This is a genomic window from Xenorhabdus taiwanensis (genome assembly GCF_036512875.1).
Classification (GTDB): Bacteria; Pseudomonadota; Gammaproteobacteria; order Enterobacterales; family Enterobacteriaceae; genus Xenorhabdus; species Xenorhabdus taiwanensis.
The window spans coordinates 946,652-973,336 of record NZ_AP028978.1 but is presented as its reverse complement, the minus strand read 5'-3'; the positions used below and the strand labels follow the sequence as shown (position 1 = coordinate 973,336).

The 26,685-nt window shown below is 44.8% G+C and carries 25 protein-coding genes and 1 pseudogene; 5 read left to right on the top strand and 21 right to left on the bottom strand.

What is annotated here, in order from left to right; all coding sequences use genetic code 11:
• Nucleotides 1–51 precede the first annotated feature (51 nt).
• The 3 genes from ACE1SE_RS04305 to ACE1SE_RS04295 all read left to right on the top strand — a co-directional run bounded on the left by ACE1SE_RS04305 (nt 52) and on the right by ACE1SE_RS04295 (nt 3,570).
• Entirely contained in the window at nt 52–2,880 is a 2,829-nt protein-coding gene (locus ACE1SE_RS04305) for an RHS repeat-associated core domain-containing protein (protein ID WP_374052799.1), read from the top strand.
• Between the two features lie 265 nt (nt 2,881–3,145).
• The gene (gene tnpA / locus ACE1SE_RS04300) at nt 3,146–3,448 is read left to right on the top strand and encodes an IS66 family insertion sequence element accessory protein TnpA (protein WP_374052798.1); all 303 of its coding nucleotides are present in this window, start codon (nt 3,146–3,148) and stop codon (nt 3,446–3,448) included.
• Nucleotides 3,442–3,570: a hypothetical protein gene (locus ACE1SE_RS04295; protein ID WP_255523203.1), complete on the top strand. Its 129-nt coding sequence runs from the start codon at nt 3,442–3,444 to the stop codon at nt 3,568–3,570. The genes tnpA and ACE1SE_RS04295 overlap by 7 nt, the downstream gene beginning before the upstream one ends.
• Before the next feature lie 5 nt (nt 3,571–3,575).
• Here the strand turns inward: ACE1SE_RS04295 and ACE1SE_RS04290 are convergent.
• Nucleotides 3,576–4,205, bottom strand: a pseudogene (locus ACE1SE_RS04290) (integrase domain-containing protein); the annotation flags it as partial.
• Nucleotides 4,206–4,346: 141 nt separating this feature from the next.
• Here ACE1SE_RS04290 and phoA point away from each other — a divergent pair.
• Nucleotides 4,347–5,792, top strand: coding sequence for an alkaline phosphatase (gene phoA / locus ACE1SE_RS04285; RefSeq protein ID WP_374052797.1), 1,446 nt, complete (start codon nt 4,347–4,349; stop codon nt 5,790–5,792).
• Nucleotides 5,793–6,017: 225 nt separating this feature from the next.
• On the opposite strand, the gene ACE1SE_RS04280 is transcribed toward phoA, so the two are convergent.
• The 9 genes from ACE1SE_RS04280 to ACE1SE_RS18880 all read right to left on the bottom strand — a co-directional run bounded on the left by ACE1SE_RS04280 (nt 6,018) and on the right by ACE1SE_RS18880 (nt 13,755).
• Complete coding sequence (locus ACE1SE_RS04280; protein ID WP_374052796.1) at nt 6,018–6,806, bottom strand: ABC transporter permease; 789 nt, start codon at nt 6,804–6,806, stop codon at nt 6,018–6,020.
• A complete protein-coding gene (locus ACE1SE_RS04275; protein WP_374052795.1) occupies nt 6,806–7,579 on the bottom strand; it encodes an ABC transporter permease in 774 nt (257 codons plus the stop codon). The genes ACE1SE_RS04280 and ACE1SE_RS04275 overlap by 1 nt, the downstream gene beginning before the upstream one ends.
• A complete protein-coding gene (locus ACE1SE_RS04270) occupies nt 7,576–8,595 on the bottom strand; it encodes an ABC transporter ATP-binding protein (RefSeq protein WP_374052794.1) in 1,020 nt (339 codons plus the stop codon). The genes ACE1SE_RS04275 and ACE1SE_RS04270 overlap by 4 nt, the downstream gene beginning before the upstream one ends.
• A 2-nt stretch (nt 8,596–8,597) precedes the next feature.
• Entirely contained in the window at nt 8,598–10,145 is a 1,548-nt protein-coding gene (locus tag ACE1SE_RS04265; protein ID WP_374052793.1) for a GMC oxidoreductase, read from the bottom strand.
• A gap of 69 nt (nt 10,146–10,214) precedes the next feature.
• Entirely contained in the window at nt 10,215–10,820 is a 606-nt protein-coding gene (locus tag ACE1SE_RS04260; protein ID WP_374052792.1) for a glycosyltransferase, read from the bottom strand.
• Nucleotides 10,804–11,238, bottom strand: coding sequence for a hypothetical protein (locus ACE1SE_RS04255; protein WP_374052791.1), 435 nt, complete (start codon nt 11,236–11,238; stop codon nt 10,804–10,806). The genes ACE1SE_RS04260 and ACE1SE_RS04255 overlap by 17 nt, the downstream gene beginning before the upstream one ends.
• Nucleotides 11,228–11,926, bottom strand: coding sequence for a radical SAM/SPASM domain-containing protein (locus tag ACE1SE_RS04250; RefSeq protein WP_374053588.1), 699 nt, complete (start codon nt 11,924–11,926; stop codon nt 11,228–11,230). The genes ACE1SE_RS04255 and ACE1SE_RS04250 overlap by 11 nt, the downstream gene beginning before the upstream one ends.
• Before the next feature lie 153 nt (nt 11,927–12,079).
• Nucleotides 12,080–12,727, bottom strand: coding sequence for a group II intron maturase-specific domain-containing protein (locus ACE1SE_RS18885; RefSeq protein WP_445082110.1), 648 nt, complete (start codon nt 12,725–12,727; stop codon nt 12,080–12,082).
• A gap of 77 nt (nt 12,728–12,804) precedes the next feature.
• Nucleotides 12,805–13,755, bottom strand: coding sequence for a reverse transcriptase domain-containing protein (locus ACE1SE_RS18880; RefSeq protein WP_445082109.1), 951 nt, complete (start codon nt 13,753–13,755; stop codon nt 12,805–12,807).
• Between the two features lie 56 nt (nt 13,756–13,811).
• On the opposite strand from ACE1SE_RS18880, the gene ACE1SE_RS04240 reads away from it, so the two are divergent.
• Entirely contained in the window at nt 13,812–14,111 is a 300-nt protein-coding gene (locus ACE1SE_RS04240) for a hypothetical protein (RefSeq protein ID WP_071827887.1), read from the top strand.
• A gap of 279 nt (nt 14,112–14,390) precedes the next feature.
• Here ACE1SE_RS04240 and ACE1SE_RS04235 read toward each other — a convergent pair whose 3' ends face one another.
• From ACE1SE_RS04235 to ACE1SE_RS04185, 11 genes are all read right to left on the bottom strand, one after another.
• Nucleotides 14,391–15,617 carry a glycosyltransferase gene (locus ACE1SE_RS04235; protein WP_374052790.1) on the bottom strand — a complete coding sequence of 409 codons (1,227 nt, stop codon included), beginning with the start codon at nt 15,615–15,617 and terminating at the stop codon, nt 14,391–14,393.
• Between the two features lie 21 nt (nt 15,618–15,638).
• Nucleotides 15,639–16,547, bottom strand: a complete 909-nt coding sequence (locus ACE1SE_RS04230) for a hypothetical protein (RefSeq protein ID WP_374052789.1) — start codon at nt 16,545–16,547, stop codon at nt 15,639–15,641.
• A 161-nt stretch (nt 16,548–16,708) separates the two neighbouring features.
• Nucleotides 16,709–17,941: a 2-deoxy-scyllo-inosose synthase gene (locus tag ACE1SE_RS04225; RefSeq protein WP_374052788.1), complete on the bottom strand. Its 1,233-nt coding sequence runs from the start codon at nt 17,939–17,941 to the stop codon at nt 16,709–16,711.
• Nucleotides 17,942–17,961: 20 nt separating this feature from the next.
• The gene (locus ACE1SE_RS04220) at nt 17,962–18,237 is read right to left on the bottom strand and encodes a DUF6137 domain-containing protein (RefSeq protein ID WP_374052787.1); all 276 of its coding nucleotides are present in this window, start codon (nt 18,235–18,237) and stop codon (nt 17,962–17,964) included.
• A complete protein-coding gene (locus tag ACE1SE_RS04215) occupies nt 18,231–18,995 on the bottom strand; it encodes a PIG-L deacetylase family protein (protein ID WP_374052786.1) in 765 nt (254 codons plus the stop codon). Before ACE1SE_RS04215 ends, ACE1SE_RS04220 begins: the two co-directional genes overlap by 7 nt.
• A complete protein-coding gene (locus ACE1SE_RS04210) occupies nt 18,992–20,125 on the bottom strand; it encodes an aminotransferase class III-fold pyridoxal phosphate-dependent enzyme (protein WP_374052785.1) in 1,134 nt (377 codons plus the stop codon). The genes ACE1SE_RS04215 and ACE1SE_RS04210 overlap by 4 nt, the downstream gene beginning before the upstream one ends.
• Entirely contained in the window at nt 20,125–20,871 is a 747-nt protein-coding gene (locus ACE1SE_RS04205) for a hypothetical protein (RefSeq protein WP_374052784.1), read from the bottom strand. The genes ACE1SE_RS04210 and ACE1SE_RS04205 overlap by 1 nt, the downstream gene beginning before the upstream one ends.
• Nucleotides 20,872–20,878: 7 nt before the next feature.
• Nucleotides 20,879–24,574, bottom strand: a complete 3,696-nt coding sequence (locus ACE1SE_RS04200; RefSeq protein WP_374052783.1) for a hypothetical protein — start codon at nt 24,572–24,574, stop codon at nt 20,879–20,881.
• Between the two features lie 18 nt (nt 24,575–24,592).
• Nucleotides 24,593–25,276, bottom strand: a complete 684-nt coding sequence (locus ACE1SE_RS04195) for a histidine phosphatase family protein (protein WP_374052782.1) — start codon at nt 25,274–25,276, stop codon at nt 24,593–24,595.
• Complete coding sequence (locus ACE1SE_RS04190; RefSeq protein ID WP_374052781.1) at nt 25,260–25,844, bottom strand: DegT/DnrJ/EryC1/StrS family aminotransferase; 585 nt, start codon at nt 25,842–25,844, stop codon at nt 25,260–25,262. The genes ACE1SE_RS04195 and ACE1SE_RS04190 overlap by 17 nt, the downstream gene beginning before the upstream one ends.
• Nucleotides 25,828–26,529 carry an aminotransferase class I/II-fold pyridoxal phosphate-dependent enzyme gene (locus ACE1SE_RS04185; protein WP_374052780.1) on the bottom strand — a complete coding sequence of 234 codons (702 nt, stop codon included), beginning with the start codon at nt 26,527–26,529 and terminating at the stop codon, nt 25,828–25,830. Before ACE1SE_RS04185 ends, ACE1SE_RS04190 begins: the two co-directional genes overlap by 17 nt.
• Between the last annotated feature and the right edge of the window lie 156 nt (nt 26,530–26,685).

Below are 26,685 nucleotides of genomic sequence, written 5' to 3'. Positions count from 1 at the left end.
CTTCCTGCCAGAGATGGGGGAAGGTTAACTACCCTATAAAGGCAATGGCTTATGACTGTAAACAAAGGCAATAACCTGCATCAAAACACGCCGGAAGTGGCTGTCCTGGATAACCGGGGGCTGACCGTCCGTGAGCTCCGTTATCACCGCCACCCGGATACCCCCACCAAAACCGATGAACGGATCACCCGCCATCGGTTTACGCTCGCGGGTCGGCTAGCACACAGTATTGACCCACGTCTGTTTGACTTACAGCAGACGGATAATACGGTCAATCCCAACCTGATTTATGATATTGCACTGACGGGTGAGGTTGTGCGCACAAGGAGTGTCGATGCAGGTAATACCCTGATGCTGAATGATATTACGGGTCGCCCCGTACTGGCCATCAATGCAACCGGGGTCACCCGCACATGGCAGTATGAGCATGAAACCTTACCCGGACGCCCGCTCAGTATCACCGAACAGCCTGCTGGCGAAACGGCCCGTATCACCGAACGTTTTGTCTGGGCCGGGAACACTCAGGCAGAGAAGAACAGCAACCTGGCCGGACAGTGCGTGTGTCACTATGACACCGCCGGACTGAACCAGACAAACAGTATTGCACTTAACGGCGTCCCGCTGTCCGTCACGCGCCAACTGCTGCCGGACGGTACGGACGCAGACTGGCAGGGCGACAATGAATCCGCCTGGAACGACCGGCTGGCGACGGAAAACTTTACCACCCTGAGCACGGTGGATGCCACGGGCGCATTACTGACCCGTACGGATGCAATGGGTAACGTACAGCGGCTGGCGTATGATGTGGCAGGATTGCTGACGGGTAGCTGGCTGTCACTGAAAGGGCAAAAAGAGCAGGCCATCGTAACCTCTCTGGCCTACTCGGCCGCAGGGCAAAAACTGCGCGAAGCGCACGGCAACGGTGTGGTGACTACTTACACCTACGAGCCACAGACCCAGCGCCTGATCGACATCAGAACTGAACGGCCGACCGGGCATGCTGCCGGTGCGAAGGTACAGCAAGACCTGCGCTACGAGTATGATCCGGTGGGCAATGTGCTCAGTGTGCGCAATGACGCCGAAGAAACGCACTTTTGGCGCAACCAAAAAGTGGTACCGGAGAACAGGTATGTCTATGACAGCCTGTACCAGCTGGTCAGCGCCACCGGGCGCGAGATGGCGAATGCCGGTCAGCAGGGTAACCACCTCCCGCCGGGATCCTCCTTCGATAATGCCATGTATACAAACTATACCCGCACCTACACCTACAACCGTGCCGGCAACCTGACGCAGATACGCCACAGTGCGCCTGCTACGAACAATAACTACACCACGGGCATCACAATCAGCGACCGCAGCAACCGGGGCGTGTTAAGCTCGCTTACGGAAACCCCGTCAGAAGTGGATGCGCTGTTCACGGCTGGAGGGTATCAAGCACTGCTGCAACTGGGCCAGACACTAGCCTGGACGCCACGCGGTGAGCTGTTGAAAGTGAGTCCGGTGGTGCGTGACGGAGCGACAAACGATGGCGAAAGCTACCGTTATGACGCATCCAGCCAGCGCGTGCTGAAAGTCAGCATCCAGAAAGCCAGTAACACCGTGCAAACGCAGCGGGTGTTGTACCTGCCGGGTCTGGAATTGCATACCACAACAAACGGCAGCGCAGAAACAGAACATCTTCACGTCATCATGGTGGGTGAGGCCGGGAGGTCCCAGGTGCGGGTACTGCACTGGGAGAGTGGAAAGCCGGGCAACATCGGCAATGACGCGCTACGTTACAGCCACGATAATCTCATCGGCAGCAGTGGCCTGGAAGTGGACGGCGACGGTAACCTCATCAGTCAAGAGGAATACTATCCGTATGGCGGCACAGCCATCCTCGCAGCGCGCAGCGCGATGGAGGCGGACTACAAAACCCTCCGGTATTCGGGCAAGGAGCGGGACGCAACGGGATTGTATTACTACGGCTATCGCTATTACCAGCCCTGGGTTGGGCGGTGGCTCTCTGCAGATCCGGCGGGCACAGTGGACGGACTGAACCTGTACCGGATGGTTGGGAACAACCCAGTGACGCTCACCGATCGGGATGGTCTGATCCGGGAGGATCAGCACGAACATCATTCAGACACCGTGCCTGGCACAGATTTAGGGATTGCCCATCGCATGATCGACCACAGTACTCGGCGGATTTTCCAGCAAGCGCAGAATGGAACCGACAGAATAAACGCGGAGAAATCGGTGACCAAAAAAAACGAGTTTGCAGGCAAGACGAAATTTACCAACAAGAAACTCAAAGAGTACGCCGCGCACGCGGCGGTCGTCGCCGTTCTCGACGATCGCGTCATTTATACCCGACATTTTCTCAACCTGCCAGGCAGCTTGGAGTCAGACGAGAAAAAGAGGTTCCCAGGTGTTAGCCTGTCTGGAGACAATGTCGGTACGACGCCATCTTACGAGGTGACCGATAGGCAGCAATTTATCGGGGGGATTAAGAAAGCGTATTCGGAAAAGAAAATCTATTCCCACCGGAACGCCACACCTGTCACCAAGCCGACGGATTTCGGTGAAAAACCGGTTCCGTTACATCCGGTTATCGAAAAACGGATCATCGAACATCTCGATAAAAATAATAACCGGCTTCCCATGATGGCCGGGATCGCCGGCCTGCACGCGGAGGTGCAGGCGCTGAACTTCGCCTTACACCGTTTTGATGAACTGGGGATCGACAGCCAGGAAAGTCTGGAGCGGACATATATCTATACCAAGCGCCTGGTTGGTAAAGACAAAAATGCAGATTTCCCGGCCTGCTTCAACTGTTCAGGCATCCTTCACGGGAAAGAACGAGTTATGACGGGGAGGGTGGCCACCACTTTGCATTGATCCTGCACTGAATCAGCGCTCCCAAACGCGGGGGCGCTCCGTCGTATTAACGCAGGTGAGTCATCAAAAGCTGTGCTGCTTTTTAGGCAACTTTTAATCACCCGCGGGATCCAACCCGTACGGATGAATTACGTGACCGCATCTTGGCCGCAGATTTACCCATTTAGCCTTTATCTGTTTGGTAAGGCTCCGGTGATCTCACCTTGTTCCTTCCATCCGGCTCCTGCACGCTACGGCTTCTTATCTTTCATTTGGAGACCCAATCATGCGCCGTAACCGATATACCCCGGAACAAAAACAGCAACATGTGACCCAATGGCGGCACAGTCGCCTGACCCGAAAACAGTATTGTGAACAGCATCAGCTGAACTTTTCCTCTTTTCGTGACTGGATCGCCGACAGTAAAAAAATCTCTCACGACTTCAGCCTGGGTTTGTCAGCATTGTTACCCGTTTCACTCCCGTCTGCCCAAACACCCACGGTCACCCTGAAGACGCCCGACGGCTATGCTATCATCTGCCCGCTGGCATTATTGCCGGGAGTGATTCAGGTACTGACCCGATGCTGAAACCCGAACAGCTTTTTCTGGTGCGGGAACCTGTCGATATGCGCCGGGGGATTAATGCTCTGAAACAGTACGATCAAGCGGTAATTCATTTTCTGATATTGAAAATAATGTCAGAAGCGTGATGATCCTATTCATCCTCAATATTCTGGTAATACACCTGCTTGATATAGCGTCCTCGCCCATCGCCATGCCCCAAATCCATCGATACCAGCGCCAGCGCTTCCCGCTCGCTGAATCCTTGCGCTGTATAATGCGCCCCGGATTGTTGGGCAAAATGGTAGCGCATACTGTGCGGGGCTTTATTGCCCGTCAGCCCAGCACTGCGGACAACGTACCGGTAACGATCTATGGCCTGCGTGATCGTCGGTTTATCAATCAGTTTGCCGCTGCGTGGATGCATTTCGCACTCAGCGTAGGCAATGGCGTGTTGCAACGCTGCCCGATCCAGTATCACCGTTGGCCTCGGACGTCCGCCTTTGGTGCCGAACACCACCCGCACAGACATTTGCCCGTTTTCCAGCGCTTTTTTCCAGGTCGCTAACGATTTATAGGCTTCGATCGCTTCTTTGGTACGCAGTCCCAGTACATAAGCCAGTTGCATTACCGCTGCCACACGCCGGTCTTTTTGTTCCACCTGCTGAAAAATTTCCCGGAATGCGGCCGGTGTCAACACCGTTTTCGTTCCCTTGCGGCTCGTCTCAGCGATACCCAATGCCCGGTTACTCAGGCGGGCATTATCGGGATCAGCCAGCTTGTGTAGTGAGTAAAAAATTCTGGATTAACACAATAAGTGCAACATACAATCTTTTTTCTTTTAGGTATTAACAATATTAATTATTTTAACTTCCTTAATATATGTGATTATTAAGCCCCACTTATTTATATATAGAGGATGCTAATGCTTTATAACTATGCAAAAAATTTAATTCAGTTTTTTAGTGTATTTCTAATTTTAGGAACGAGTTTATCCTCATGGGCTATGACTGACTCAGATAAAAATGGGAGTGAATTAGAAGAGAATGTAATAAAAATAGGTATTACAGAGTTTGGGGGAGCTCGCAGACTTATGCAAGATCAAACAGAAGCGCTTCGTACTGCATTGAATAATACAAAAGCTCAGAATGTTATTTTGTTCATTGGTGATGGTATGGGGGATTCTGAAATAACTCTGGCACGCAATTATGCTAAAGGGGCAAGGGGGAGATTCAAAGGAATTGACGCACTACCTTTTACAGGACAATATACTCATTATTCTCTGGATAAAGACACAAAAAAAATAAATTATGTTTCGGATTCTGCATCCTCAGCTACTTCTTGGGCAACAGGCATAAAAACTTACAATGGTGCGCTATCGATTGATGTTTTTGGTAAGCCTCATCAGACCTTATTGGAGTTAGCAAAAAAGAATGGAAAAGCAACCGGTAATGTTACTACAGCTGAAGTTCAAGATGCTACACCTGCAGCGTTGTATGCTCATGTCACAAGGCGTGAATGTTATGGGCCAATAGAAACATCAGAAATATGTCCCGATGGTGCTCTCGAAAAAGGTGGTAGTAAAGGTTCTATTACGGAACAACTTCTGGCTACACGTGCAGATGTTACATTAGGAGGAGGAATTGATATCTTTTCCCAGCGGTCAGTGACTGGCATCAATACAGGAAAAACTCTAAAACAACAAGCATTGGGACAAGGATATCAGTGGGTAACAGATGTCGCATCACTGAACATGGTTAAAAGCGTAAATCAAGACAGCCCCTTATTGGGATTATTTAATGAAGAAGTTTTGCACGAAATGTGGGAGGGACCAAAAGCGATTTATCATGGAAATATTAACGAAGCTCCTGTGAAATGCAAACTGAATTCGAAAAGAAGTCCACAGCAGCCGACACTAGTACAGATGACCGAAAAAGCTATTGAACTTCTAAAGACCAATAAAAATGGCTTCTTTTTACAAGTGGAAAGTGCATTGATCGATGATTATGAGCACTCAGCCAACCCGTGCGCACAAATTGGTGAAGTTGTTGCTTTGGATGAGGCAGTACAAGTGGGTTTGAAATTCGCAAAACAACATGGAAACACATTAGTAATTGTCGCCGCGGATCATGGACATTCCAGTCAAATTATTGAACCTGATGTTAAAGCCCCCGGTCTGACCCGTTCACTGATTACTAAAGACGAAGCCGTTATCACGGTAAGTTATGGTAATTCAGAAACCACTTCTCAGAAACATACTGGTACACAATTACGTGTAGCAGCTTATGGTCCACACGCTGCAAATATTGTTGGGTTAACTGACCAGACGGATCTATTTTTTACCATACGGGATGCGATGGGTTTGAAATAACATAGATGGAACAGTTTGTTATAAGCTCACTTACACAGCATAATGTTGCGCAAGTGAGCTTGTTTATTTTTCCATATGAAAGGTGGTTAAAACCCCCGACTTTAGTCGGTGACGTTGACTTTAATGTCTTGACCTATGCGCGTTTACGAGGTGCGGGGTTCGACGACTTTCAGCCGTCGGCACCGGAGTGCGCTAACCCACCTACTTTAGTAGGTGGTAGTTAAGTCAGCTAGAAGCCGAACGATATCCACGCAATGCGCGCTTCCAAACTAATCGTGCCATGATAAAGAAAAAGATAGCTATTCCCAGCGAACCTATGGCTAAAGGTAAGGTCAATATTCCTAACAATGCCATAACGGGGGCACTGGTCATGACACCAATGGGGATTAGAAGACTAAAGATTAACCGCCAAGGCATACCAAATAGATGAATAGGCCAGCGAGCAAAACCCAATATTGAAGAGATAACATTGGTCAAATTTTGTATGCGAATTAATGTAAAAGAGGTTGCAATCGCCAGAACAAATAATGCGTAAGCTGTGGCAAGCCCACCGATTGATAAAATGATAGCCATAGTGATGTTAATCAATGATGGTTGAATATTGAGCTGTATAAAAGCATAAATAATCAGGCCAAGCCCAAAGAAAAAATCAATCACTTTCCATAACCTGATATCAATAAGTGAACAGAGGAAAAGTGAATCAACCGGGCGGATTAAAATATAATCAAACAAACCTGTTCGAATGCCTGAAATAGCAGAGGAAAGACTAGAGGCAATTAAGCCTTCGACAGTAGCAGTTAACATCATATACCAACCCATTAACACCAGAATTTGTTCAAATGACCAACCCGCAACAGAACCTCGTTCTTTAAACAACACTAACAACGGTAAGAGTTGCAATACCGCCATGGTAAGTGAGAGTAAACCGTCTATTATAAAATCCCAACGGTATTGCATTGAGCGCTTTACACTTAAGAGAAACGCCATACGAATGACTGAAAGAGAATGTCCCATTATCCAAACGCCAAATAACGGCGGACACCTTGCCGCCAGACAAAAAGTGCAGTAGCGCCCAGCATTGCTACCAGTATGAACTGTAAAGTTACCCATTGAGCAGCAATAAGTAGGGAATGTTTTCCGGTTAGTATTTCTACTGGCAGCGAAATCACAAATCGAAACGGTAGCCAAGTGGCAATCTTTTCTACCCATTCTGGTAAGAAGGTCAAAGGAAACATATAACCTGATAGAACACTACTGGCAGCCACATACATTTTATGTATAACCAATGAACGCTCGATCCAAAAAGTCAAACTCCCAATCAGCAAATGAATACTTTGATTGATTAAGAAAGCCCCTAATAATGCTAATATAAACAAACCAACCTGAGGTAAAGTGAACGGTTGGCTCAGGAAACTCATTACCAGTGCCAGTATCAAAATAGGTATCGCAACAATCAGGCTTAATATCAATTCGGCAATGGTAATTGCTAGGTAGTTGATAAAAGGATGAATAGGCCTCATTAACCAAAATGAAAGTTCACCAAGACGGATATTTTCGTTAATTTCCCAGACACTATTACAACTGGTTAATATAGTGGTAACAAGGACGGCAACATAGTAAAGATTAAAATCCTCTGAGCTATAGCCCTGAAAAGGACTATTCTGAGTTACCGCTCTCCAAAAAATTAACATTATTAAAGGCATACTGAGGGTTACTAGCCAAAGTAAAAACTCGGCTCGAAAGGAGAAGGTTTCAAATAATCGGGTTTTTATAAGAGCGAAAATCATGTTAGTTCACCTCGGTTAGTCAATATATTGTTTTCGATTTTATTTTGACTAGGATGACCAAAAATCTGGCGCAATATTTCTTCCAGTGGAGGATCTTCTATGGTGAGATCAATCGCCAGTTGCTGTTCAATAAGAAAATGTATAAGTTTGGGAACATGGTCACGATGAATCCGAATTTGGGAACGTTCCTCTGTTTGTGAGATAAGTATGCCAAAACGTGAAAAATCAGGAATATTTGTCTGACGATTCATAGAGAAAGATATTATTTTTTCAGGGGATTGTTTTGCTGTGAAGGTTCGTAGGTCTCCATCATAGAAAATCGTACCGTGGTCAACAATAATAATTCTTTGACATAATACTCGTACATCTTCCATATAGTGTGAAGTCAGCAGAATAGTGGCGTTATGGCGGTGATTATATTCAGCAACAAAATCACGCAAAGCGGCTTGCATGGCGACATCAAGCCCAATAGTTGGCTCATCAAGAAAGAGAACCTTCGGCTGATGTATCAATGAGGCCGCCACTTCACATCGCATGCGTTCTCCTAATGAAAGCTGACGGGTGGGTTTGGTCATGATGGTGCTCAGTTGCAGTAATTCGCCCAATTCTTTTAGCGTCTTTTTATGTACAGGTAAGGGAATTTCGAACAGTACCCGGATCATTTCAAACGTATCTATGGGCGGCAAATCCCAGATTAATTGCCCCTTATTACCCATAACAAGACCAATGCTATGCAAAAAAGTTTTTTCACGTAGATAGGGTGTGTGTCCTTCGACGGTGATTTGTCCACTGCTGGGATGTAATAACCCGCTGAGTAACTTTACTAATGTGGTTTTGCCTGCACCATTGGGACCTAGTATTCCCACTCTCTCACCATCTTCTATCTGGAAGCTGACATTTTTTAGCGCAGCAACTGTTTCATACTTCCTTTGCCAGAGTGAACGTAGTGCAGAATGGAAACTTTCGTTACGTTGATGCACTTGATAAACCCTAGAAACTTCTTCTGCTCGGATCATATTCAGTCAACTCCAACAACATGTTGTGCAACACGTAATGCATTTGCTTGAATAGTGAGAGTGGGATTTAATCCGCCGGGAAAAGGCATAAAGCTGCCATCCACAACATAAAGATTTTCGAGTTCGTGGACTCGGCAGTTAGGATCTAAAACCGAGCGGGTCGGATCTGTACCACTGCGGCATGTGCCATGCAGATGGGTACTTCCTTCTTCAGAACGTGTGCGCTTAGAATGAATTTGCGTGGCACCTGCTGCATGGAGTATATCTGCACTGCGTTCAGCCATATAGGCTATGCGCGCTAGATCACAAGGTGCAGCTTTATAGTCGATCATGATTTTAGGGATACCCCAAGCGTCACGATGGGGAGATAGTTTTACTCGATTTTCATAAGCAGGCGTATCAGCAATGATAGCTTCGAGTTCTAATGGTATCTGCTCAGGAAATTTTGTGGCAGCAGGGAAAGTACGTGCTTCGTAGATTAGTCCTCCCATTCTACTTGGGCAATGAGCATCAAGGTAGTGATCCAAAATAGCCATCGTGGAAAAAGGACCCCTTAGCCCAACCCCATGATCACGCATAGCATGAGTCATTGGTACCATGCCACGTATACGCTGACTAAGCTTCATACACAATCCACGTCCAACGAGGTCATGTCGATTTCCTATGCCATTGGGTGCAAAAGGTGTTGTTGATCGCAATAAAAGCGCTGCACTCTGTATTGCATTACAGGCCACAAAAAAATAACGAGCTTTCACATGACGAATATTGCCATCTTCCAGATCTAGACATCGTAGCGCACTGATTTGTTCGGATCTTTCTTGCTCCAGTGCGACTCCTCGGATGCCGGACAGGAGAATAAAATTGTTGTGAGTGATCAGTTGATTGATATAAATGTTGAGAACATCACTTTTGGCGCCGCTGGGACATTGGAAGTCAATACAGCGTTTTTCCTGTGTACAGCGTTTAGGATCAATTGCCATCGGTGTTGGGAAAGGATGATAGCCTAATTGTTTTGCCGCTGTTGCCATGATATCAGCCGGTAATGACATTGGCAGAGCACTCCCCCCTTCTTTCACAGGAGCGGTGTGTGGCCCGCCACAGATATGTAGTTGCTTTTCGATAATGGCATAGTATTTTTCTAAATCCGTAAGATGAATTGGCCAGGCAATATCAAGGCCTATTCCTGATAACCAAGGTCGAGCATCGAAATCACAATCCTGATAGCGAAAAGAAGCACCACCATAAAAGAGTGTTCCTCCGCCAACGTTTCGTGTACTCCAAGGCCAACCCCTCTCTTCCCAACCGTTTTTGCCCTGAATCTCTGCCATTGGAGAAGAACTGTCTACCTCTTCTTGTGTTACTTGAGGTGCAAGTAGGTTTCCTTCTTCTATCATAATGACTGACCAGCCACATTTTTGCAGTACATTAGCGACTACTGCACCACTGGCACCGCTACCTATCACACAAGCATCGGAAATTAACTCATCAGGTGCATGTTTGAATCCATGAAAATGGCGTGCCCCTAATAGTAATTTATCTTGAGTTGGCATTTTGTTGTTTTCTCCATGATCGGTTATCACTACCAATGTTCATTTCTAAAGAGGTTAAGTAAGCTGTTTTCATTGATATTGTGCTGCTATGTTGTTTAGCAATTGGCTATAAGCAGCCCCCACGTCATTCCATGACCAGTCAGATCGTGGAACTGGAGTCAGCCTTTTAATGCCGTCTTCTTTCAACCAATCAAGTAAGGCGTTGTTATCTTCAACAAGATGAGCCGCAAAACGATGAGTCGCGCCCGAATGGCTATAAGCCACAACGGGTATGCCTAGTTGTACGGCTTCGGCGGACAGAAAATTGAATGTTTCGTAATAATCACTTAATACCAGTGCGGCGCAAGTCCCACCAAAGATGCGTTTATGGTCTTGTTCCAGATCGTAATAATCAAAAATCTTGTGCCGTTCATCCAAATTTAAGCGATTAAAATAACGTTTGGCTTCTTTACCCCGCTTAGACCAGTTGTTAAATAGAATATGCAGATACATCCCCTTCGCCAGACACGCTTCAATAATCGGAGAGAGCTTCTCAAGCTCCACTTTGCCTGCCAGCAAAACAACTGGGCCGTTGGGAGAATGATAATTATGGGTGGGGATATGATTAGCCGCCCAGGGGATGTAATGGCGTTTGGGGAAGCAATATGTCCAGGGGGCTTCATAAAAAAAAAACATCCGTAGCATAGGCACTTGGAGCCACGGCACTTGCTAAGCAATCTGCGGAATTTGCTCCGGGATAATGTGCATGACAGGCAGACAAACTGGCATGAGAATGAGTGAGGAATGAAACATCATGCCAGATTCGGATTGTACGTTGTCTCAGAAATTCTGGCGCTTGTTGGCCTGCGCGAAATAGCTCACTTTCCATTAAAGGAAATAGAGCAGTGATATTTTGGAGTGATATTTGCTCTTCTAAATTACTAAGGGTGTAATATTCTTGAGCAGAATACCAGATAACCTCAATACCATAGTGAGGCAATATATTCCCAAGATTCCAATAGGCTGTTTCTATTCCTCCCCATCCACGGCGATCAAAATTATCTGGATACCGCTCTATCAATACCGTATGTCGTGGCATTTTTTTAAAGGACATAATCGAACGCCTCACTTTTTTGATGTGAGCGATTATTGCAACGACGGCAAATTTCCGTTGCATTTCGATTTCCACATGAGAGTGTTTCGCGAGCCTGACGGAATCGAGGTGAATTCCAGATTTCCATGATAGGGGAGTCAAAGATATTACCGAGAATCACCTCTTCTTTGTTATCCTCATAGCAAAGCACGACATTCCCTGTGATTGTGATAATCAGCATGTCTGAGGGAGCAAAGCAGGGAAGATTTGAAACAATTTCTGGTCCGGCGATCACATTGCCTGCACGATTGGTTAGCTGTAACTGATCAGGAATAAGCCAGATAAGATCTGGTTTGGGTGCGCCGGGTTTGCTATCGTGCTGAGTGATAATAAACTGTTTAATGCCATTTTTATGTAACAGTTGATATTTTTCATCTGTCAGATAATCGCCATTACTATACAGGATTTGTCTGACTTCCGGCAGCCGTTCAGTGACCCGGGCGACAAATTGTGGTAACTTGGGATGCAGTAGCGGCTCATTATAAAAATGGTAAGAAAGCCTCCCAGTAAAATTCACCTCTTCCAGTCTGTCAATAACACGCTCAAATTGCTCAGACTTCATTCTGTTAGGAGCATCCCGTGGGGCTATGACATTAGGACAGTACACACAACGTCGGTTACATCGTGAATTGATTTCAATCTCTACCATAGAAAACATATACTTTATCCTTACGAGTGTTATTTAGTAACAGATTGCTCTACTAGCTCTGTCGAGTAGCGAGCACGTATTACTACGCACCCGCCCTCTAAGAACCGTACGAGCGACTTTCACCGCATACGGCTCAAGCCTTTATAAACCTGCTTAGCAAGCCAGCGTGTTGACCGAGAATTCGCGCTCATGAACCTCATGATGGCAAGAAGGATGGAGTAATACTCTGTTTCCGATGACATCTCTGCCGCCCCGATGGCGAGGCACCAGATTGTGCTCCTGCCAGCCTGTTTCTTGAGTGATTGGCATTTTACACAACGCACAACGTCCCTGTTGTTCGCGATAAAGAATGAATATTTGCCGACGATACCGGAGCTTATTCATCATCCGTTTCGTCCGCAACATTTCACCCTCTTGTTCCCATGCCGGATCAAATGGATTGTACTTCCCCTTCACCTTTAAATGGCGTCGTATCGGGATACTTGAGATATCATACAGTACCCCTTCCCTCGTTCCACTTTCTGCGTCAGAGGCGAAGACCCAGTCCCGGTTACCTATGGTGTGAAAATAGCGATCTTTCACCCATTGAGCTCCTTTCTTCTGATGTCTCCGTCTGGCCCATTGCCAAAGCATAAACCAGATCTGTGCATTCACTTTATGAAGCGTCGATTTGGCTACCACGGGTTGATGGTACTGTGCCCAGCCTTTCAGTAGGCGGTTAAGAATGTGGATAAGATTCACCTGCTTCGCCGCCCGATTGGCCGTGATTGTCTCCTTAACTTTTTGACAGAATGCTTGCACATTCTTCTTGGCGGGTTTGATCAGAAGCTTTCCGCCGTATTTGCGAAAATTCCACCCCAGAAAATCAAAACCCGTATCTATATGTGTAATGTGTGTTTTTCCTCAGACAACGTCAATCCCCGTTCGGACAGAAAGCCTTCAATCCAAGATTTAACCTGCTCTTCCAGCATTTCTTTCGAACGGCAGGTGACTACAAAGTCATCGGCATACCGCACTATATTGATCTTGTTTATCCGGGCGCGTTCCTTGCCGATGTGTTTCTTAAGCAAGGCTTCTAATCCATCCAGAACCATATTCGCCAGTGTTGGGGAGATAATCCCACCCTGTGGGGTTCCTTCCTCTGTTGCTGCCAGATTTCCCTGATACACGACACCTGATTTTAACCAGTTGCGCAGCACTTTCTTATCCATAGGGATATGTTCGAGCAGCCACTTATGGTTGATATGATCAAAACACCCTTTAATATCCGCTTCCAATACCCATTGTGGAGAACGTTTTTTCGACAGGCAACAAAACAATTGTGCCATTGCGTCTGCCGTTGAGCGTTCTGCTCTGAAACCATAGCTGTTTGGATCACCGGTTGTTTCTGCCACAGGAGATAATGCCAGCAGATACAACGCCTGCATAGCGCGATCTTTCAGGGTAGGAATGCCCAGAGGGCGATGTTTACCCTTTGATTTTGGGATGAAAACCCGACGAAGAGGACTCGCCTGATAACCCCGGCGTTTTAACGTCTGGGCAGCTTTCCACTTCGCTTCTGGTGTTGACCATAATTTTCTGTCAACGCCAGGGGTTCGTTTACCGCTACTTTCAGTCACTCGCCGAACCGCCAGAAATTTGGCGGTTCGGGAGCGAACCAACATCCGTTGCAACGCTTTTACTTTGCGCCAGTTGTTGGCCTTACACGCTTTCGCAATCCGGATCTGTAGTGCTCTCACCGTTTGTTCAACATGACACCAATCGATATCGTGCCAGCAGAATAAACCGTGGGAAAGCGCAGACACTGATGTTGCCGAGTGCGCTACCATGCTGCTTTCCTCCATTATCGTCAGAGTGTTACAGGTTTCATGCGATTAAAGACCAGATGGAAGTGGGCTCACTTTCGCGTCAGGTGATGTTTCAACCCGTATTCTGGCTATTACGACCAGACCTTCGCTTTCTCCATCCTCCTTTACCCGCACCGTCAATAGCATTCCTTACGGTCTGCCTGCCCCGAGGGCAACGATACGGGCTTACCGTGTTCCTCACCAATTACACGACTGGGTTAGGATCTGCCTATTCACCGGTGGCTTTGATGACGACGTGCTCCCACTATAAACAAGAGCAACCAGCCACATACCCTTTTGGTCAGTGCCTGACAGCAGCTTTGGCACATCAAAATTAACGATGTTTATCAGCAATTCACTTACATTATCCCTACCAGTCAGCCTTGCGCCTTACCCCGATGCTGCTTCGAGGATCGCAATCCCCCCCTCACAGGGATGATCACACCTAACGGTGGCTACTTTCCGGAGGAGCTTCAGACAAAACCGTTACCCGTAATGCCTGTCCTCTTGGGCTACTGTTGGTCGTACAACAGGTCAATCTTCATTCTGATATTGAATGTTTGACAATAACTGGCGAAGCTTATAATTTACTTCAAATCAACGTATCCAATTGTTTTTTAATTGAAATAAATATTCACGTCGCACTGATAGATATTTTTTAATCGAGGTAGTACAGTGTCTGGTGCAAAGATTTCTATCGGATTTTTATTGTCATCACTCTCGTTGGTGATGGGAGAGCTTTGAGGTTGAGTCAGTGCACGGTTAATACAGTTAACTAATTGGTTTATATCTCCGGCAGGAGCGAGCAGTTCAGGTGAAATTTTCCCCAGTATTTCGTTAATACCGCCAACGGCATAGGCCACCACCGGTACTCCTACCGAAGTCGCTTCAATGGAAACACCACCAAACTCTTCGTGTTCTGACGGCATAACAATGACATGACATGCAGCAATTGCGGTTGCCACTTGATCATTGGGGATAAATCCCGTGATAGTAAATTGGGACTCTAGATTATGTTGAGCAATAGACTCTTCAAGTCTATGTCGTTGTGGGCCATCCCCCACGACTAAAAAATGTAGATCAAGATGGCGTAGCCGATCAGCCACAGCAACAAAATGTGTCCAACCTTTTTCTTTTGCTATACGCCCAATAAATCCAATGTTTTTTGTTTTTAATCCATATTTTTGCCGAAATTCCTGTATTGCTGGTTCACCGGGATGTCGGAACTGTTTGGGATCGACAACGTCAGGAATGATTTCTATACGACGAGCATAGGGACGAATGACATTAGTAGTGCGTTCAGTCAGGGCAATGGTCGTTGTTGCGAGTTTTACCGCTTTACGCTCCAGAAAACGAGCTAGTTTATGTGTCATGCGATCCCAGATTGACATCGGTTGATAAACGGAAAGCCGTGAACAGTGTATTGTTAGTATCAGTGGACAAGGTAACAATTTAGGAACTAGATAAGCGACCAACAATGCCGGAATTTGCCCATCAAGATGGAGATGAATCAGATCAAACGGTTTTTGTCGCGCTTTTTTGCGGATCGTAAATAACGTCGCCAGTGCCCAGGATAGAGTGAGTCCCTTTAACCCAGACAGTTCTGAACGAAATTCGGGTAACTGGAGATAAGCCCGCTCTACACAGAGTTCGGGGTGTAAATGGCGTTCGCGGGGCAATCCAGGAAAACCGATGGTCATTACATGCTGTTGTACCCCTTGTTGCGCCATCCACATTGCTTGTCGCCAGATTTGGATCTGCATTCCCCCTACAGAGTCATATTTAGCGGGCCAGTTCTTGACATCGGGGTGATGAAAAAAGGGTGTTAACCGCAATACACGCATTATTATTTCCTCTTTAGCCATTTAATCGTACAGAGCCATACGGTCACGTTGGTTATTAAATTCCTGATGAGAAAGACAAGTGCCACAAGGAAAATTGTTGTATTCTCGCTCGTCCTGTAATCCTTCAATTTCTAAATGACTGGGAACGGGAGAGTAACAATCACACTTCACCATAGAGATATTTTCACCCTCTATGTAATAGTTGAAACCATTGCGGATCTGGTCACAGATAAAATCACCACGTCTCCCATGTTGGTAAATATGATCCCAGCGATCGAAAAACGCCTTACGTTCCAAAAAGGGCGCTTTATGGAGTTGTTCATAATTGAGATGTACGGTGAGTGGACGCCCTTTAGTTGCTAATAGAGGTAAAAAATGCAGACGACCAGTGAAATTACGAGCCTGTAAGGTATCTATAAATTCATTGATCTCTTCAATGGATTGACCGTGATAGACGCATTGTAGTTCAGCAGAAAGGCGAACTGCATAGTCTAAAATGATATCGATTTGTTTTTGTTTTAAGCCACGAGCCTTATTCATTTGCTCAGTATGTCCATCAACAGAAATAACCCAGAGCAAATCAGGACGCAAACAGGCAGGAAAACGTGTGCCATTGGTGAGCACTTCGATGAAATACCCTTTTTTCACACATTCCGCCAGAAAATCGAGTATCTTAGGGTAAAGTGTAATTTCTCCATCCGCTTCAATCCGAAAGAGCGTATCACTCGGATTAAAACGTTCCATAATTCGTGTTATCGAATTAATAACTGCTTCCGTGTTCACTTTCGCTCGCTTTACCTCGCAATAGCTGCAACGTAAGTTACAGGAGGTTTTTATCACAATATTACGATAACGGCGTACCCTACGGGTTAAGGGAGGCCAAGCTGAAGGTGGTTGAATAATATGTATTACATTAGTTATATCTGACATAACATCCCCTAATAACCTGATTACTGTGCATAGAACACATTTGTAATAACCTCTAGAAACGGAGAACGCTAATTAATATAATACCGAATAGTTTTAACTTTTTTTGCCGCTTTCCGTTGAACAATTGTCGGACAGGCTGTAATCAGATTATGATTAAATTTTCAGGTTGATTGAAAAATATGCTGGCGCAACATTGATTCGACTAAATCAGCAGGCACAAGTGTTAAGGGATGCCCTTCACTATTCCAAAGGGGGACTCCCAATTCATTTAACAAAATCATCGGAATTTCATTGGATTTAGCGTGTAAATAGCCACGTTTATTATCAGATTGAAGTATCTGCATAATGGCTTCCGGTGTTGTTCCTACTGGTGCCTTGATATCAACGCCGTTAAGGTGAATTAGACGGTAGTGCATATCACGTGCTTCAGATGTCAACAAACCAAAGGAATGAGAAATTTCGGCAGCAACTATCATGCCTAGTGCCACGGATTCTCCATGAGTCAGCTTTCCTTTACAACTTAATTCGATAGCGTGCCCTACAGTGTGGCCATATTCGAATATAAGAGCATTCTGCCTTTCCCGCTTATCGTTAACCATGGCTTTTTGTTTGGTAAGAGCTCCCGCTTGAACTATGTGTGCAAGTGTTTGTTCGTCGTAATGCGCTTCTGCATTCAGTGTGCGAGTTAAAAATGGGATATTCTCAGTTTCTAATATCAACACATTTTTAATGATTTCGCATAACCCTGACCGCAAGTGTTGGGGTGGTAACGTCAGCAGAAAAGCAGTATCGGCAAAAACGGCTTCGGGTGTATGAAAACATCCCATAAGGTTTTTACCTTGTGGCATGTTCACTGCTTGTTTAAGTGAAATAACTGAATCGCTCATTGCGATCAGGCTAGTGGGAATATGCACGAAGCGAATACCACGAAAAAGTAATGCGGCTAGCAATCCTGCTATATTTCCAATGACACCTCCTCCCATCGCGATAATCACACTTTTGCGGTCAATACTGGCATTGAGCAATTTATTTGCAAGATAATCTAATGTGTTTAGTGATTTGTTGGCTTCTCCTTCTGGGATTGACCAGATCCAAACCAGCACATTTGTTTTTAGTGTTAGCCGTTGTGCGAAAGGTGCAGCATGAAGCTGATTGACAGTATCGTCAGTAATGATATGCAGAGAAGATGCCTCCATTGCAGCTAAATGTGCTGAAATTTCCTCTGTGCAGTGACTCCCTATCCAGAAAGGATAGGCAGAATCTTCAAAGCGCAATTCAATTTTACTCATAGAATGTGCATCATCTTGAGATGAACAGGATAATATATTGCTTTTATCATTTGGCTTATGAGTATTGATGGATATTGCAATACAATTTTTTTCATTATTTGTCATTTTATTATTATCACCTGCGATTAAATTGATAATGGCATTGACTCATTAGATGATTGTGCATTAAGGTTCTTATTTATTATTTCCACGAAGTTATTAATCTCCATAGATAGAGGCTCGTATTTCGACCAGCCCAGAGTACAGTCAAGGAGAGCTTCCAAACGTACTATAAATTCAATGGCATCACGTGCAGGGATCTCTAACCGTCCTCGCTCGATTAATGCTTCTGCATCATCTCCTGTTGTTTCACAGGCAATTTTTATAATTAATTGACGAATATAACCTACTGATATTAACATGTTTTCTCCCAAAATCTTTCTGCATGGTGAACGGTTTTTCCTGTATGAAAATATATCTGTGCCAGACGCTGTGCATGAGCAATGATTGCATCAATCGTTTCCTGATCGGTTTGGCTGGCATAATTAGATAGAGCTGCGTACTTATCTGCTAATGTTTGCTCAATACTGATGGTTTCTAGTACTCTGAATTTTCGTTCGGTCAGCTGCTTTTCCAAAATATCTAGCGTAAATTCATATGCATATGGTAGATCTTCATAAAAAACGAGTTGCCATTGATTATTCTGTAATGAGCAAATAGCGTGATGGACAATCTGGTGGTCGATATGATGACCAATGGCAGCTGGCGCAATCACAATATCAGGACTAGACTCCGCTAAGACTTGATGTAGTTTCTCCAATACAATTGAAGTTCGTATGTCATCAATAAGTCGTTTCTGAGTAAACTGCAATTGGCGCTCATTTCCATCGTCATAACCAGATAAACTGGAATCTGATAGCCCAAGAGGGTATAACTTCATCTTAAAATTTTGACAAAAAGTCTGCTCTTCTTTTACCCGTACTTTACTAATAATGTCAGCTCCCGAATTGCGTAGGGATTTAGGAAGTGCCCATCGACTTTGGGTAAATACGGTCACAACCTCTAATGTAGATACAGCCGAAAGTTGTGAGACGAAGCCGCCTATTGAATAAGCAATATCATCGGGATGTGGAGCAATTAGGGTTAGGCGCTTACCATACCAGTCTTTTATTCTGCTCATATTGCATTCCTTTGTAACCAATGAATAGCATCGGCAGCAGGCATAACATCACTGGCACCATCGATCATATTGAATGCAGCTTCCATTTGCCGTTCAATAGAGACATGGATTTGATTCTGCATGAAAAAGCGCTGAGCAAGTTCTGAAAATACCTGCTTGAAACGTATCTCCAATTCAGTTAAAACGTCTTCAGTTGCCAGCGATATAGCCTGATTATCAAACTTGTACAGTAATAGGCGGTGTTTAGCGCAAGCCATATAGAAAGCTTCATCCAATTCTGGCGTTGCACAAATAAATTGTAGTAATGGTCCATCTCCCATCACTTTTATTGGCAATTCAGCCTGTGCAATCAGTGTGCGTAATGTGTTTGCCAGCATTGACCCACACGTCGTTAGACGTTTATAACCTTGTTCGTTATGCATATATTTCAATGTGGCTAAAGCTGCAACAATAGGTACGGTGTCAAAGTAGGCTGTATAGGTCATATGTTTAGTTTTTTGCATCATGTCAGAAGGTCCGACAAGGCAAGATAAACGTTGCCCATTGCATAGCCCTTTGGAAAAGGTATAAAAATCAGCTAGTTCGCCAAGAGTCTGTGATAATGCAGAACCCGCCACTGAACGATAACCATTTTTAACTTCATCACTACAAAATAGAACTCCATATTCACGGGTAAGATAGGCTATTTTTTTTAATGTTTCTGGTTTGAGATGTATATAATCAGGAGAAATCATCACCATTGCGACTTCTCCATGATATTTTTCTAACACATCAGCCAGTAATTCGGGTATGAAGTAGAAATCGATAATACCGCTTTCATTTGGTTGCAAAAAATGGGAAGACGAAGACCATAAATCTCCCCAACCGTGGTAACCAGCGCTAGCGATGATTTTTTTTCCTGTTACCTTCCGAGCACACTGGACAACGGCACGGCAGGCTTCAGTCCCTGAACTGAAAAACGCAACTTGCCCATTGGAGATACCACTGTCAGCAACAATAATCTCTGCGAGAGCTTCAAAAGATTCTGACCAGCAGGTGGAAGATCCCTGTTTATTATTTAAACTAGTGATGATTGCTTCTGTGATTGTCGGATGGTGGTGTCCCAATGTGATGCTACCTTTGCCATTCATTAGGTCAATATAGTCTCTTCCATCACTAAGTCTGACAGTAGCACCACTTGCGGATAAAGCATGTAAGTTTGGTGCTGGAACGACGACAGCAGAAGCGAAATCACAACATCTGGACGTTCCGATTGCGTGTCAAGAAGACGAAATAGAGAATCCAGCTCAGAATGGTGATACTGACAATAAGCATCAATATTCCTTAAAGGGCGTAGTGTTAGCCATTCAGGGGACACACCATTAATCTGCGTTAATCCTGCAACCCAGAGTGGAGTGAGAAAACTCCCTCCACTGCGGAGGCCGACAACCACAATGGGACGCCCGGAGGAAAATTGACGGGCGAAACGAATTGCATCATCTACACAAACTTCGGTATCCCCTAAATCATAGCCATAACATTCTGGCAAGGGGAGTGCCAGAATACGAGTCAGTAAGTCCATCCAAGGAGAAAATTGACCTTGTAGTAAAAGACTTATTTTTTGGTAACGATTTATTTCTGCTGGATTTTTATGGCCGAAGGCGATATGCAAAGCGGCCTTCTGCGCATGTGTAGCAGAAAATTTGGCCTGATGACGGATTGATAATGGCTGTTGGCTCGCTTCCGCAAGAAGGCTCAGATCACTCCATATTTGTCCTAGGGCGCAGGCTGATATATAACCGTCACCATTTTTAGCATATTCGGTGGCAAATAATTTTGCCACTAATTCTGAGGGGGTAATCTGTATTCTGGCGACATTGTCAGGATGTTTGGTCATTCTGCCCTCATTTTATGCGTATAGCGCTAATAATCGCAATCGGATCAACTTCAGACAATTTAAAACGACCTTTCTTCTCCATAGCGATATTAGCCAAAGCCTGTTGAATACACATCTCAATTTCTTCTGTTATGCCATAGGGGACAAGATTGAGTTGCCTGACAAACTGCTGACACTGGCTCTCAGGAAGTACATTCGCATGATAGGCAAGTAAATACTCCTTGCAGCGTTTAAACTGGTTTTGCCAGATAGCTATTTCATCTGCGATATCAGCGGCAGAGTTAGCATTTACCGCAATATCAGGAATATGGTGCAGGACTAAATTACGCAATCCCGTATTTTCTGGTACGGTAATTAACTGTTGTAATGTGATCACCAAATCACGACGATGTAACAGGCTGACAGCGATGCGTTCAGCAGCAATAGAAGACAAGGGTTCCTGTACCATCCGCATAAGGGTCTGCTCTGGCCATTTTGCTGAAAGGAGCAATCCCATTTGTCCGGCGGAGGTATGAAGACATTCCCACTGTTCCTGATCATCTTCTGTTTTTTCCAACTTCTCAATAATACGGTGAAAAGCCTCCCAGGCACGGTCAAAACCAGCAAGGTAGGCGCGGGTAACCTCATCACGAACAAATTTATTCAGGCAGAGAGCAGCGAGCGTTGACGCAAAGGGTAATGAATAGACAGTGATACGTTGGACAGAGAAATCAATCACAGTTCGATAATCGACATAAGCCTGGAACAATTCACGCCAGGGAGAATGGCCTAGCATTTCATGCACATGTAAAACTTCATCGTTAGGTATATAGGAAAAATCATAAGCGGTATCGAACAGTACCCGTAACCAAAGCACCAATTGTTCCAGATCGTTATACTGCCAATGCAAGCCATCAACATGCTTTAAGCGTAGAAAAAGTGTCCAGGTACCGAATTGACAGACCCGATTTGATGATATCTGCCATTGGGGATTCCATTCTGCGATGCGCGATGCTAAAGCATCGAAGACATGTAAACGACCAATATCCTCTTCCGGGGCATTTGGCAGTTCACAAAATTCCACAACCAATTCTTTCTCATTAAAGAGGAAGCTGGCTTTGTGTACGACAAAAGGGAGCGAAATTTCAAAGAGATTATTGGATAACCTTAACAGGCAAGAATGAGCATCACCAAAACCATCTGCGATGCGGATCAATTTTTGCAAACGGGTAGGTAACTCAGGCCCTGATTTAGCCCGGAAACGAACCAGCATCCATTGATGTAATAAATTATGCAATTGGTGCGCATTTTCTATCGGTAACTGTTTCGGTGTCATATTGCCTGCAATGGGTATTAAGGACTGCCAACGTAAGAAATCATCCCCCAAAAGCTCCACAATATCTTCTTTTAACTCAAGGAAAAAGGTGTACGGCATAGAGGAATGACGCACATGCTCTATCCATCTCTGGAAAGAACATAGTGCCGCTTTTTCAGTAACAGAAAGTGTTGATAATTGGGCAAATGCCATCCAACTACTGAGCAGATCCAGATAATTTTGATACGTTATCACATCGCGTCTATCAACCAAATCAGCCAATACTGCCTTGAGTACCTGATCATAAGTATCCACTAAACCTATACGGCAAAGTGCTCTCAAAGTGGGTAATTTCTCTTGGTGTAGGGCTTTCATCATACGGTCAGTAGATTGTAGTAAATCGGCAGCTTCACTTGCTCCGGCCAGTGCAGCGGCGGTTTTAAAACGTCTGAGTGGTGTCAGAAAAGCACTATAATCAGCAAATGCTTTAGGGGCACAGGCTAAATTAACCAGTGCGGTAGGTGGTAGCTGGCCATGATGAATGACTTCAAGCAGTTTGTGAGCAGAAAGTGTGGAACCGACTTTACTGGCTAGCGAGTATAAAATATTTACCCGGTCAGTATCTTCATAAATGGGAAGAATCTCTGTATCTGCGAGTATATGAAGCATGCATTCCAGTAATAGACGTCCATCCCCATTTGGGGACGTTATTGCTGCATCAACCCATGACGCCAATGGTAGAACGGGTATTTTCTCAATCCATGCTTCGGCTTTGATGAATAATATAAGCAGGCGCAGATCATTCAGTTGATTAACCTTCTCTGCCAACACAGGGATCGCCTTGCATAAATGCGGTAATGTTGACTGAGGGGCTGTTTTGGCTCTGAAAGCACAGAGATAATAGGTCGTTTCTTCCGTCGCTGACCAATGAGAAGGGTAAAGCGCCATCACGTCCTCACCCGTCTGTGCGAGTAGCCAACCCGTTAAACTTGGACTGCGGACAGTATCACCATGATGTATCCAAGTGTCCGTTGGGAAAAGGCTACGTTGCCTGAGTCTGATACCCACTTTTTTATCTAAGGCTGGTAACCCCGCCAGCGCATTTTGTAAAACATCAGAAAGATATTGAGAAGTCAGCTCTGTGATAGGTAAAGACTCACTATCGTCAAATATATGTTGCACAGAAGCAGGCAAATTAACCGCTTCAGTGTGCTCTGTTTCCAATTCGATAAGCGGTTTTTGTGTACTGAAGTAGGCCTGCTCTCCCACACTATCAATGACAACCCATGGAACCGCTGGGATATTGGATAACTGGGTAAGAAAAACTGGTAATTTTTGCTGGCGGAACATGATACCAGCATGTTCACTGGCAACACCGGATTCAACGAATACAGCAACAAGAGTGGATTGTACTGACGGGGGAAGACACAGGTAACGCGACCATGCATCGTCTAATGTTGATGTTGAAAGGAAAGCACCCAAAGCAGGCTTGGTGGGATGCAGTAATGCTGCTACAGGAAATACTTGCATACAGCGTGCCATATCCGTTTTTACTTCAGAGGTTAATTGTTCAACCTGACGATCTAGTGCATATCCCGGTGCAGGGCGAGCCTGCACTAACCAAATTTTCTCTACATGAACCCTGCGTAATTGCGTGCCATACCACAGGGGAGAAGTTAAAGTCGGCCAATGATAGGCAACAGAGTTTGCCCTTGAGCCAGGAGATTGTGCAGATGCAAAACCGAAACCGAAGGCCAATTCTCCCTTGACTCCTTCAGTGCCATTTAACGTCAATCCAGTCACGGATACCAGACCATGATCCGTTTCTAATACCCACTCAGTATCTAGTGCTGCTTCAGAAAAATATTGATGTAATTGTTCGATAATTTTACATAAATTATGGCATGTGCCAGTTATCAGATAAGGAGACTGCAAGGAATTCACGATAGGTGGAATACCTTCCGATGGTGCATCTTCAATCAATTTTTGAACGAAACAACTGATAGGTTGTGGCTGATAATCAGGATCACTTAATCTCTGCTGTTCAATGGATTGAGGTTCAAATCCACTAAAAGCGACCGCAGAAAGCGTATCACTAAAATCTGCTGAGCAATGACAAATGATGCTGGCATAACCTCCGGCATTGACGAAAGTATTACCATCCTCCAGACCAGCACTGCGAATAATCCAAGGGGGAGGACCACAAACTTCCTCTACCTGTTTAATCCAGTCAAGGTGTTTAGCAATGAACTTACTGTAGAGGGTGCGTAACAACATGTTATCAGCATGTGGATGACTTTCTACAATGGCAAGTGCTTTATCAGCTGTAAATCCCACTAAAGGTGGGACAAGTGTTGAAAAATCAGGGTGCTGAGAAAGTTGTTGTAATCGTTCAAATTTAGCCGTCATACGTTTATCTTCTTACCCTTAATGCCATAATCTCAAGTGATTTTTTGCGTTAGTAAGTACGATCCGCGATTTTCCACCTATCTCTTCATTCTCTATAATATGCAAGGCACTATTACTGATACGTATACGCCATTGGCGTAGCAAAGAGACATCCAACCCTAGCAACACAAAAATTGCCAGTTCTATAGTGAATGCATGGGAAACGATCACGGTGACTTTTTCCTTGCCGCGCTCTTGGTGTCGTTGATATAAAAAATCAGTCACCCGTGCTCTCTGTGCAGCAACAGTTTCTACTTCGGGTCTTACATTAATTGTGGGCTTATCTAAACGCTCTTGTAGCATTGTATCCCATTCCAACAAACTTAATGCTGGTGTCAGTGAGGGTTCTATGCGTACTTCTTCCAAACGCTCATCAGAAACCACCGGTAAATTATGCCGTGTCGTGAGGAAATTGGCAGTTTCCATTGCTCGGACCATTGGGCTGCTAAATATCTTGTCTCCAATTAATTCTCTTGGGATATTATTGGCCAATAATTGTGCTTGTTTCTGACCAAACGTGGTCAACGAAGAATCCGGCATTACTGAACTGATTAATACATGTTCATCTTGTAGATTACATGTTGCTTCTGCATGCCGGATGAATACAAAACGATGGCTCTTTGTTGAAATCATGTTGGTTGGTGATTCACAGTTGCTCAGCATGGTGCATAACCTTATCCAGAGCATGTTGTACATCAAGCATGTCTGATTTTTCTGCAAGCAAAAAGCGGTGTGGTAATGTAATGTGGCTATGAGCAAATGCTTCTGCTATTGGCAAACTAAAACGCTGTGGTTGAACCGCTGATTGAAAGTCTTGGTTTAATGCGAAACGCCGTCGGCTCGAAGGTTGGTATAAAGAACATTGACTTAGTGATGCATACATCGGCTTACAAGGGAGATGAAGCTCTGCTGATAGGGCTTCTGCCAGTTTTTCCACTGAGGCTTTTGCTAAGACTGATTCAGGTAATCTAATGGCATAGTTATAATAAACACGTTCTGTGGTGCCCTGAGTAGTTTGCTGGGGAACACAGCCAATCTGCTGCATTAATTCATCTAAATATTTGGCATTGCGGCGCCGGATTATATTTTCTGCATCAAGCTTTTCTAACTGAGCTAGCAAAATGGCGGCATGAAATTCAGACAGACAATAGTTTGACCCCATCAGTTCGGCTGTTTCTAATAACTCCATATGATCTAACGGAGGTGGCACATTACTAATGTGTGCGTCCATCTGCGCGCAGGTGTGCCAATCGTCTAGCAATTTGTTCATCATTAGTCAGAACTGCACCTCCTTCACCACTTGTCAACAGCTTGCTGTGTTGCATACTGAACGTTCCAGCTATCCCAAAAGTACCAACATGTTGACCAGCAAAACGAGCCCCATGTGCCTGAGCGCAATCCTCTATGAGTGGCAAATTGTATTTTTCTGCGATACGTAACAGAGCATTTAAGTCAGCAACTGCCGAACCGAGATGCACAACAGTAATAGCACGGCAGCGGGGAGTGATAGATTTTTCAACAGCATTTGCATCTAAGCATCCCGTCATCGGGTTTACATCAGTGAGCACGGGAATAGCATTGATGCTAAGGACGGCTGATGCCGAAGCAACCCAAGATAACCCTGGTACAATCACTTCGTCGCCAGCACCAACACCAATGGCTTCTAAGGCCATAGCTAGACTAGCAGTTCCGCTGGAGGCTGGAATACAATAATGGGCATTGGTATAACGTGCATACATTTTTGCAAAACGTTGTTCAAAAGAAGGAGTTCCGCGATAAGGACCACTTATTGACCAGCGTTGACTGTCTAAAACAGAAAGTAAGTTATCTACAGTCTGGGGAGTGCTTGTAGGCCATCCAGGCCAGGATATTGTTCGAATAGAAGAACCACCATGTATTGCAAGTTGGGACACCATCAGTAACCTCCTTTTTAAATTAAGGCGATAATTAATTTAGTTAATTTATTAATGTTATAGATAAGAAAAGGGATAAATTATTTCAAAATTACCTAGGTTAAATACTTTACTCTTTATAAAACAAACGTAATTTTGTTTTCGTTTAATACTATATAT

What these genes read in the sequence shown, in the direction of transcription:
- ACE1SE_RS04305 (WP_374052799.1), top strand. Translation starts at nt 52, where the DNA reads ATGACTGTAAACAAAGGCAATAACCTGCATCAAAACACGCCGGAAGTG.
- tnpA (WP_374052798.1), top strand. Translation starts at nt 3,146, where the DNA reads ATGCGCCGTAACCGATATACCCCGGAACAAAAACAGCAACATGTGACC.
- ACE1SE_RS04295 (WP_255523203.1), top strand. Translation starts at nt 3,442, where the DNA reads ATGCTGAAACCCGAACAGCTTTTTCTGGTGCGGGAACCTGTCGATATG.
- phoA (WP_374052797.1), top strand. Translation starts at nt 4,347, where the DNA reads ATGCTTTATAACTATGCAAAAAATTTAATTCAGTTTTTTAGTGTATTT.
- ACE1SE_RS04280 (WP_374052796.1), bottom strand. Translation starts at nt 6,806, where the DNA reads ATGGGACATTCTCTTTCAGTCATTCGTATGGCGTTTCTCTTAAGTGTA.
- ACE1SE_RS04275 (WP_374052795.1), bottom strand. Translation starts at nt 7,579, where the DNA reads ATGATTTTCGCTCTTATAAAAACCCGATTATTTGAAACCTTCTCCTTT.
- ACE1SE_RS04270 (WP_374052794.1), bottom strand. Translation starts at nt 8,595, where the DNA reads ATGATCCGAGCAGAAGAAGTTTCTAGGGTTTATCAAGTGCATCAACGT.
- ACE1SE_RS04265 (WP_374052793.1), bottom strand. Translation starts at nt 10,145, where the DNA reads ATGCCAACTCAAGATAAATTACTATTAGGGGCACGCCATTTTCATGGA.
- ACE1SE_RS04260 (WP_374052792.1), bottom strand. Translation starts at nt 10,820, where the DNA reads ATGTTTTTTTTTTATGAAGCCCCCTGGACATATTGCTTCCCCAAACGC.
- ACE1SE_RS04255 (WP_374052791.1), bottom strand. Translation starts at nt 11,238, where the DNA reads ATGTCCTTTAAAAAAATGCCACGACATACGGTATTGATAGAGCGGTAT.
- ACE1SE_RS04250 (WP_374053588.1), bottom strand. Translation starts at nt 11,926, where the DNA reads ATGGTAGAGATTGAAATCAATTCACGATGTAACCGACGTTGTGTGTAC.
- ACE1SE_RS18880 (WP_445082109.1), bottom strand. Translation starts at nt 13,755, where the DNA reads ATGGTAGCGCACTCGGCAACATCAGTGTCTGCGCTTTCCCACGGTTTA.
- ACE1SE_RS04240 (WP_071827887.1), top strand. Translation starts at nt 13,812, where the DNA reads ATGGAAGTGGGCTCACTTTCGCGTCAGGTGATGTTTCAACCCGTATTC.
- ACE1SE_RS04235 (WP_374052790.1), bottom strand. Translation starts at nt 15,617, where the DNA reads ATGCGTGTATTGCGGTTAACACCCTTTTTTCATCACCCCGATGTCAAG.
- ACE1SE_RS04230 (WP_374052789.1), bottom strand. Translation starts at nt 16,547, where the DNA reads ATGTCAGATATAACTAATGTAATACATATTATTCAACCACCTTCAGCT.
- ACE1SE_RS04225 (WP_374052788.1), bottom strand. Translation starts at nt 17,941, where the DNA reads ATGACAAATAATGAAAAAAATTGTATTGCAATATCCATCAATACTCAT.
- ACE1SE_RS04220 (WP_374052787.1), bottom strand. Translation starts at nt 18,237, where the DNA reads ATGTTAATATCAGTAGGTTATATTCGTCAATTAATTATAAAAATTGCC.
- ACE1SE_RS04215 (WP_374052786.1), bottom strand. Translation starts at nt 18,995, where the DNA reads ATGAGCAGAATAAAAGACTGGTATGGTAAGCGCCTAACCCTAATTGCT.
- ACE1SE_RS04210 (WP_374052785.1), bottom strand. Translation starts at nt 20,125, where the DNA reads ATGAATGGCAAAGGTAGCATCACATTGGGACACCACCATCCGACAATC.
- ACE1SE_RS04205 (WP_374052784.1), bottom strand. Translation starts at nt 20,871, where the DNA reads ATGACCAAACATCCTGACAATGTCGCCAGAATACAGATTACCCCCTCA.
- ACE1SE_RS04200 (WP_374052783.1), bottom strand. Translation starts at nt 24,574, where the DNA reads ATGACGGCTAAATTTGAACGATTACAACAACTTTCTCAGCACCCTGAT.
- ACE1SE_RS04195 (WP_374052782.1), bottom strand. Translation starts at nt 25,276, where the DNA reads ATGCTGAGCAACTGTGAATCACCAACCAACATGATTTCAACAAAGAGC.
- ACE1SE_RS04190 (WP_374052781.1), bottom strand. Translation starts at nt 25,844, where the DNA reads ATGGACGCACACATTAGTAATGTGCCACCTCCGTTAGATCATATGGAG.
- ACE1SE_RS04185 (WP_374052780.1), bottom strand. Translation starts at nt 26,529, where the DNA reads ATGGTGTCCCAACTTGCAATACATGGTGGTTCTTCTATTCGAACAATA.